This is a genomic window from Proteobacteria bacterium CG1_02_64_396 (assembly GCA_001872725.1).
Taxonomy (GTDB): domain Bacteria; phylum Pseudomonadota; class MNWR01; order CG1-02-64-396; family CG1-02-64-396; genus CG1-02-64-396.
Window position 1 is genome coordinate 1 of record MNWR01000018.1, and the last position, 7,944, is coordinate 7,944.

Below are 7,944 nucleotides of genomic sequence, written 5' to 3' on the forward strand. Positions count from 1 at the left end.
CAACCCTGGAACCTCAACCCCCGCCTGCTCGATGTGCCCCGCATCCTCCTTTTGTGCGCTGAAGGAAAAGCGGCCACGGCGGAGCACGGCCTTCCAAAGAGCAACAGCGACCACCTCCACCCAAACCCGATCTCGCCCCGACAACTCAGCTTCGCTTCGGCCACAGAAGTGGCCTCCCACAGGCAAGGGTGAAGGTCGGGGTTGGGGTCGGTTTTGGTGGGTGCGGGGTCGGGTCGATGAAAAAAAAGACCCGGCTCGCAGGCCGGGTCGAGGAGGGGAAGGAGGTGAAGATCAGGGGGTGCGGTAGATCAGTCCGCTGGCGCTGGTCATCAGCCGCATCTCCCACATGGGGGTGGTTTTGCCACCGCTGAGGTCGACATTGAGGAAGATCGTGTTGGCCTGACTGCCGTCCCCCATCTCGATGGTGTAGGTGTTGGGGCCGGTGCGGGTCAGGTAGTTGCCGTTGCCGTCCCAGGTCAGCACCGAGGCGGCCCCGCCGTTGAGGGCGTAGCTGACCGTGCCGGAGGCGTCGATGGTGAGCGCCATCGTCCCCGCCCCCCCGATGGTGTGGGTTCCGGTGGCATCGATAAAGGTGACCGCCGCGCCGCTGCCGGTAGCGCTGTAGGTTCCGGCGATGGCGGCGAAATCGGTGGGGACGGTCGTCCCGTACTGGTTGATGGGATCGTTGCTGAACATCGCCTGTTTACCCAGGGCGTCGGTGTAGGTGCCGACGATCAGGCCGTTGGGTTGAATGGCGAACCCCATGCTGGGGACGCCATTGCCGAAACCGAAGGCGAAGCGCCAGGCGTTGGCGACCCAGACGAAGCCCTCGGCCATGACGTCGCTCAGGTTGCCGAGGATGGGGATGTTGGGGTTGGGCTCGTTGGTGGTGATGTTGATCGCCCCACCGCTGACGTTGCCCTGTTGCCCCACCTGACTCATGGCGAAGGTGAAGGGGCCGACCGGCAGATCGGTGGAGGTCGAGCTCCAGACATAGACCGGGTAACTCCCCGCTGCCTTGGCCATCAGGGTTAGCCCCGCATCGCTCTGCAACCACCCTTGGGGACCGGCGGGCAATTGCCCCGCTTCGGCCACCACATCCTGCTGCAATAGGGTTTTGTTGATGACCAGTTTGGCGTAGCCGCTGGGATGCAGGGTCAGGGTGATGCGCGAGTCGTACAGGGTCAGCGCCGATGGGCTCCAGGAGGTCAGCTCCCAGCCGTTGGGGCCGGGGCCCGAAAGGTGGCTGGCGGCGGCCATTGCGACGTTGGGGTGGCTGGCGGAGGTGGTGGCGTAGACGACGTTTTGGTTGGTGTCGTTCACGGTGATGGCGCCGCTCGCCGCCACGGTGACCGTCAACGCCTGCCCCGCACTCAGGGCCGGAAAGGTGGCGGCGTTGGCCGAGGCGACGTTGACGGTGTAGTTGCCCGCCGCGGCGGCATAAAGGGCCAGATCGCGGTCGGCGCCGAAGTTGTAGACGTTGGTGGTGGTACCGCCCCCACCCCCGCCGCCGGTGACGGTGAAGGGGACAGAGGAGACCGAGCCGCCGCTGGGCAGTTGGGCGATGGTGATCGGTCCCGAAGTCGCCCCGCTGGGGACGATCACCCCGATCAGACCGTCAGTCAGGCTGACCGGGGTCGCTTGCACCCCGCCGCCGAAGGTGACACTCACCCCCCCGGCGGTGGTTTTGAAGTGGCTGCCGACGATGGCGATTTGGGTGCCGACCGGCCCCGCAGAGGGGGTGATTGAAGTGATGGTCGGTGCGGTCGTCCCGCCGCCCCCCCCCGTTCCACCGCCGCTGGGCGGGGTGTAAAAGCCGCCGCCGATGGTCGGTACGGTCACTCCCGAGTAGGCCGAGGCGTGGTTGCCGGCGAAGGTGGTGGCGGCGGTGTTCAGCGCCGTCATGCCGGTGGTGTCGAGGGCGGGCAGGTTGGCGGTTCCGCCCCCGTTGGAGAGGGTCACCTGCCCCCCCGAGGCGTCCAGTCCGTCGAGTTTGCCGTCGGCCATGTCTTGGCTCAGGGCAATCGCTACGTCGATGGGGCTCGCCCCGGCAACCCCGGCGCTTTGCCCAAGCTGCGAGATCCCCCCGAGCAGGGCGGCGTACTGCTTTTGCGCCGCCGTGGCGTTGGCGGGCAGGTTGAGCGGATCGGGGGGGATGACGGTGGTGGGATCGAAGCCCAAGTTGGTTTGGGCCGAGGCAATCGCGCTGCTCACCGCTGTCCCGACCGCCGTGCCCCCCGCTGCCATCAACTTGGCCGACAGCGCCAGGGCGTGGGTGTAGGGGGTGATGGCGGCGGTGACGGCGCCGCTGGCGGGCAGTGAGGCGATCAGCCCTTCGAGTTCGGCCCCCGTCCCCAGGGCAACGGTGTTGCCGGTCGCCTCGTCGGTGTAGCTCCCCCCGGTGGCGACCACCTCGAAGGGGGGGGTGGCGCTGCTGGGAATGGTGCCGCTCCAGGCGCCGTCGCTGGCGGTGCTGAAGGGACCCGCGACCGCCGCCCCCCGGCTGCCGTCGGCGTTGATGGCGTACAGGGTCACCGAGGCCCCCCCCACCGGCCCCTTGGTGACCGAACCGCCCACCGAGGTGGTGGTTGTCCCACCCCCCGTCGAAGAGGAAGAGCCCCCGCCGCCGCCGCAGCCGCTTACGGCGGCGGCCAGCAGCAGGGCCAAAAGGGGGTTGGGGGTGCGGGGTATGCGGATCATGACGGACCTCCGTGACGGCGAATGGGATGGCCCATCTTGTACGGGTGAAGGGGGTGAAGACACCCCGCGAACGGGGGGGGAGTGCGCAACATCGCAGAGCGACCTTAAGGAGGCGCCGATTGATGCAGCGTTTCTTTAACGGGGGGAGAGGTCGGCGGTTTCAGGGGCGATCACGGGGCCCAAAAAAAGCCATGAAGGGGGGCGCCCCTTCATGGCCTGAGGTTGTTCAGCGCGGGTGCCGGGTCAGAACGCCTCGTCCTTCAGGCGCAAAAGCAGCATCTCGCGCACTGCGGCGAAATACTTCACGACGATGGCGTCGTACTTGGCCTCGTCGGCGGTGAAGACAAAATGACCGGCGTCGGGGCTGCTGGGGGGCTTGGCCAGATAGTCGGCGTCGGCGACCACATCTTGGTCGAGGGCGACGATGGAGGAGCCGTCGCCGGGCCGCTTGCCCCCCGACATGGTGTTGGCCGAGGCGTCGACGGTGCGAAACGCCAGCCGGGTCTCCTCCCCGCCCCGCAGCAAGATGTGGGGGTGGGCGTAGGCCTTGGAGCCGAACATGCTGTGTTCGGCCATGGCATCGCCGAATCCGACCGCGATCCAGACCTTAAGAACCGGCACCTTTTGGTTGTCGGCCAGCTCCTGCTCGTGGTGGTACACCTGCACCCCCACCGAGCCGAAGAGGTTGCCCATGATCCCCCCCTCGCCGATCCCCCGCTGACCCCGTTGATCGGGGGCGGGCAGATACAGGGGGAAGCCGTGGGGCGAATACAGCATCGACGAACGGGACCAGGACTCGTCCTTATCGACCGAAAGGCTGGTTTCGTAGTGGTAGGGGGTGGCCACCGCCTCTTTGATGGTCGCCTGGTAATCGGGGTTGTCGGTCAACTGGTTGGGAGCGACCACCTCCCAGCCCAGGGCGGTCAGGTCGGCCACCACCTGCTCGTAGAGTTGATCGGTGAGCTTCTGCCGCCCCTCGGTGCTCAACCCCTCCAGCGAGGCGTAGGCGTGGGCGGTGTCGTCCCGGTGTTCGTAGCCGTTCTCGAACTCCACCACGAAATCGGTCAGCAGAACCTTCTTGGTACCCTCAAGCTCGTCGGCGTCGTCCTCCCAGGTGTAATCCTCGAATTGGTCGCTGCGGTCGCCTGAAAGATCGAACACCGCAACATCGTCCCAAGGGGAGTCCCAGGGTTTAGAGGATGAGGCATGCGCCATGAGGGGGAGGGTGAGTCCTAGAGCCAGGGCCATCAGGGTTGAGCGTTTCATGGGACTCTCCTTGGTTGGGCATGCAGATCGGGGCGACACAGGTGGGTGGAGCACGGAGCGACCCAGGCATCATCATCCTGCTTTTGGCTGTCATCAATGCCTGAGGATGTTGTATTTATTATATTTATTCAAATAGTTACAAATACGAGTCTACCCCCCGAGGATGCGGGGTGTTTTTTGGGGGTCGCTTGCACGACGATCCCCGGTTGATTCCCGTCCCCCCCCGTTTTACCCCCCCTTCAAGGCAACGTGGCGCCGTCCCTTGGACGCCAGCCGGGTCGTGGCAATCCGTGCGCTGCGCTCGCTGCCGAGAAGGTCGCTTCGAGCTGAGGCGTCGAGCTTCACCCTGTCCCCATCTGCTCGATCCCTGCAATGGAACCCCAAGGGGGAGGGGAGGCAGGGCGTTGGCAACCGGGAGACCCTCATCCAAAAAAAAGGGGGGCTCAAGGCCCCCCTCTTGCTGCGTGGCCCCCCCCTTATGGCCAAGGGACGTTGGGGTAGGAGGCCGTGTTGAGCTGGTCGTCGGCGGTGAACCAAACCCCGTCGAGGCCGGGCCCCGTGTAGTTGATCTGGCTGGTCATCACCCCCTGGGGGTCGTAGGTGTAGGCGGTGTATTGCAGGTAGTCGTCGACCGTGAACCAGATGTTGTCGACCCCTATGCCCGCACTGGCGTAGATCAGGTTATGACCGGCGGCATCGCTCACCTGATGGGTGATGTAGCCGATCGTGTCGTCGGCGGTTTGCCAAACGGTGTCGGGGCCCGCGTCGCTGTAGGTGATGCCGTCGAGGGTCAAGCCGCCGTTGCTGGCGGTCAATTGGCTCCATTCGGTGATGGCCCCCAACCCGTCGCGGTAGATCTGAACGACGTTGCCCGCCACGTCGTAATTCCAAACCCCGTCGATCAGCACGGTGTCGTCGCCGGTCAGCCAGATCCCGTCGGGACCGGCGGTGTCGTAGAGCTTGTAGGTGAGCATCCGCCCCTGGCCGTCGTAGGTGTAGTCGAGATGGCCGTAGCCGCTGGGGGTGCCGATGGGATCGTCGGCGTTGAAGTAGATGCCGTCGACGCCGGGGCCGTAGTGGTAGACCGATTGGATCGCCTTACCGGCGCCGTTCAGGGTCGAGTCGACGTAGGTGCAGGGATCGTCGGCGGTGAAGGCCAGACCGTCGGCCCCCATGTTCATCACCGCGCAGCCCCCCGCCGGCTTGCCGTCGGGCAGGAAGCGGCTGACGGTGTAACTGCTGACGGTGTCGTCGGCACTGAAGGCAATGCCGTCGACACCGGGGGCGGTGTAGAAGATCGACAGGGTGTTTTTGCCGTTGGCGTTGTAGCTGCGGTAGGTGTACGGCCCGTTGGGGGTGTCGTCGGCGGTGAACCACAAGCCGTCGCTTCCCTTGCCGTTGTAGGTGACCTGACGCAGCGAGTGCCCGGCGGCGTCCTTTTGCTGGACGGTGTAACTGATGAGGGTGTCGTCGCCGTTGAACCACAGGTTGTCGGCTCCGCGACCGATCAGATGGGCGGTTTGGGTCGCGTTGCCGGAGCCGTCGTACAGGGTCGCGACCGCGCCGCTGGCGACGTCGTCGGCGGTCAGCCACAGCCCGTCCAACCCCGCCCCGGTGTAGGTGGCGGCAAGGGCCAGCAACCCGGCGGCATCGTAGGCGTAGAAGCTGTAGCTGCTCGGCGTGTCGTCGGAGGTGAACCAGATGCTATCGGGGCCGGGGCCATAGCCGATGGTGTGGGTCAGCCGACCGCCGCTCACCACTCCGGCCACGGCGGTTTGCACCGTATCGTCGGCGGTGAACCAGGTTTGATCGGCCCCCTTGCCGTTGAAGGTCACCGATTGCAGGGCGTTGCCCGAGGGGTCGACCTCGACGACGGTGTACCAGCCGATGGCGTCGTCGGCGGTAAACAGCACGGTATCGGGACCGGCGTTGATGTAGTGGACATCCTGCACCCCGTACCCCGAACCGTTGAGGGCGATCAGATCCCAGCCGGTGTTGCCCAGGGTGTCGTCGGCGGTGAAGAAGGTCTTGTCGGGACCGGCGACCAAGGTCGGCACGAGGATGCGGTTGCCGTTGCCGTCGTCCCCCGTGACCCCGAGCAACGTGTTGTACGACGCATTGGTAGTGTCGTCGGCGGTGTGCCAGATGCCGTCGAGGCCCGGTCCGGTGATTTGCAGGTTGTTCACGGCGTTGCCCTGGCCGAGGTAGTTCAGGGCGTAGTAGACCTGCACGTCGTCGGCGGTCAGGGGCAGGTTGTCGGAGCCGAGCTCGAATTTGCTGCTCCCCACCGCTTGCCCTGAGGTGTCGTATTCGTAGGCAAGGTAATTGGGGACCAACCCCACCGCGCCGGGGTAATAGTTGACACTTATCGAGGCGCGAACGGCGGTGGTGGGGGGGAACACCGCGCTTTTCATGGCGGGCAGGGCGCCGCTCCAGGCGGCGGCGATGCTGGCCGAGGGGTCGCTGCCGCTCGGGTGAACCAGGGCGGGTAGCGAGGCCGGGGCAACAAAGGCGATGCCGACGTTGGGCGTGCTGCCCCCGCTGCCGCCAATGTTGCCCCCGGTCGAACCGCCGCTGCTGCCGCCGCCAGTTCCACCACCGCTGCCGCCCCCCGTCCCTCCGCCCGTCCCACCACCCGTGCCACCACCGCTGCCGCCACTCGCAGCGGTGCAGGTCAGGACGTTGCTGGTGTCGAGGGTGCAGCCGCTCGACAGCCCGTTGTTCAGCTCGGTATCGAACTGGGTTTTCAAGGTGGCGTGGTTTTGGGCGACGTGGTCGAGGTAGCCGCTCAGGTTGCTTTGGTAGGTGGGGTTGCCGTACTGCATTTGCGACAGCGCCCGCAGCGCCTCGCGGTAGGCCAGTTGCTGCCCGGTGGTGGCGCTCAGGGCGGGCTGGGTGTCGAAGAGGTCGAGCTGGGGATCGAGCCCCAGGTCGGTACGAATCTGGGCAGCGGCGGCGGCGACGTCGGCGGGGGCCAGGCTGGTCGCGGCCCGCAGCGCCGCCTCGGTCAGGGGGGTGAGGGCGGCGGCGACGGTGCCGACGCCGCTCACGCTGGCCACCGAGCGCAGGGTCCCGGCCCCGACCGGGGTGCCGGTGGTGTTGTCGTTGGGATTGGCTTCGTCGTCGTAGGCGGCTCCGGCCCCGATTTCGAGCAGGGCGTCGCCGGTGTAGCTGCCGACGTCGATGCTGTAGGTCGAGGTGGCTGGGTCGATGGCAGCGCAGCCGAGCTGGGCCCCTTTGACCCCGCCGGTTAGGGCGTAGGCGCAAACCTCGCCGCTCAAAAAGCGCCCCCCCAGGGCGGTGCCGGAGAGGGTGGCGGTGGCGGTCGATCCCGAGCCGGAGGAGGAGCCTCCCCCCCCTCCGCCGCAGCCCGAGACGGCGGCGGCCAGCATCAAACTCAGGGCGATGCGGGAATGGTGGGTGGGTCGATGGCTCATGGACGATCCTCCGAGCTCATGTGAAAAGGGAGCCGGATCATCCGTGGGGTATTGGGGGGGAGATACCCCGAGAACACGGGGTCATAGGGGGTTTTGTGAACAACAACACGCGCAGGTCACGCAACAGGTGCGTTGCAACACGGGGCAAGTCGGAGCGGGATGCGGGGCGATGGGCGGCGGCGGTTCGAGGGCGCCTTAACAACCCAGGGATGGGCCACCAAAAGGGTGCGCTCCACGTGGGAGGCGACCTAAGTCGCCGAACCAAGCAGGGCGGGTCAGCGTTCGCGGACTTCGGTGCGCTGTCGTAGGAGGCGACTCGTCGCCGAACCGCGCAGGGCGGGTCAGCGTTCGCGGACTTCGGTCCGCTGTCGTAGGAGGCGACCCCGTCGCCGAACCAAGCTTCGGTCCGCTCTACGTAGGAGGCGACCTAAGTCGCCGAAGCCCCGCTTTTGGTTTTTGCGCAGCGTCGCCGAAAAAGGCAGGAGGACTTGATTCGGCGTTTCCCTCATATCTACCCCCTCAGCCCCCCAAGGAACTCCCC

Annotated in this window: 3 protein-coding genes; all 3 read right to left on the bottom strand. The window is 66.4% G+C overall.

The window, feature by feature from the left end; all coding sequences use genetic code 11:
- Positions 1 to 291: 291 nt before the first annotated feature.
- Entirely contained in the window at positions 292 to 2,700 is a 2,409-nt protein-coding gene (locus tag AUJ55_02205) for a hypothetical protein (GenBank protein ID OIO60239.1), read from the bottom strand.
- A gap of 243 nt (positions 2,701 to 2,943) precedes the next feature.
- Complete coding sequence (locus AUJ55_02210) at positions 2,944 to 3,966, bottom strand: hypothetical protein (GenBank protein ID OIO60240.1); 1,023 nt, start codon at positions 3,964 to 3,966, stop codon at positions 2,944 to 2,946.
- A gap of 476 nt (positions 3,967 to 4,442) precedes the next feature.
- A complete protein-coding gene (locus tag AUJ55_02215) occupies positions 4,443 to 7,403 on the bottom strand; it encodes a hypothetical protein (protein OIO60241.1) in 2,961 nt (986 codons plus the stop codon).
- Positions 7,404 to 7,944 lie beyond the last annotated feature (541 nt).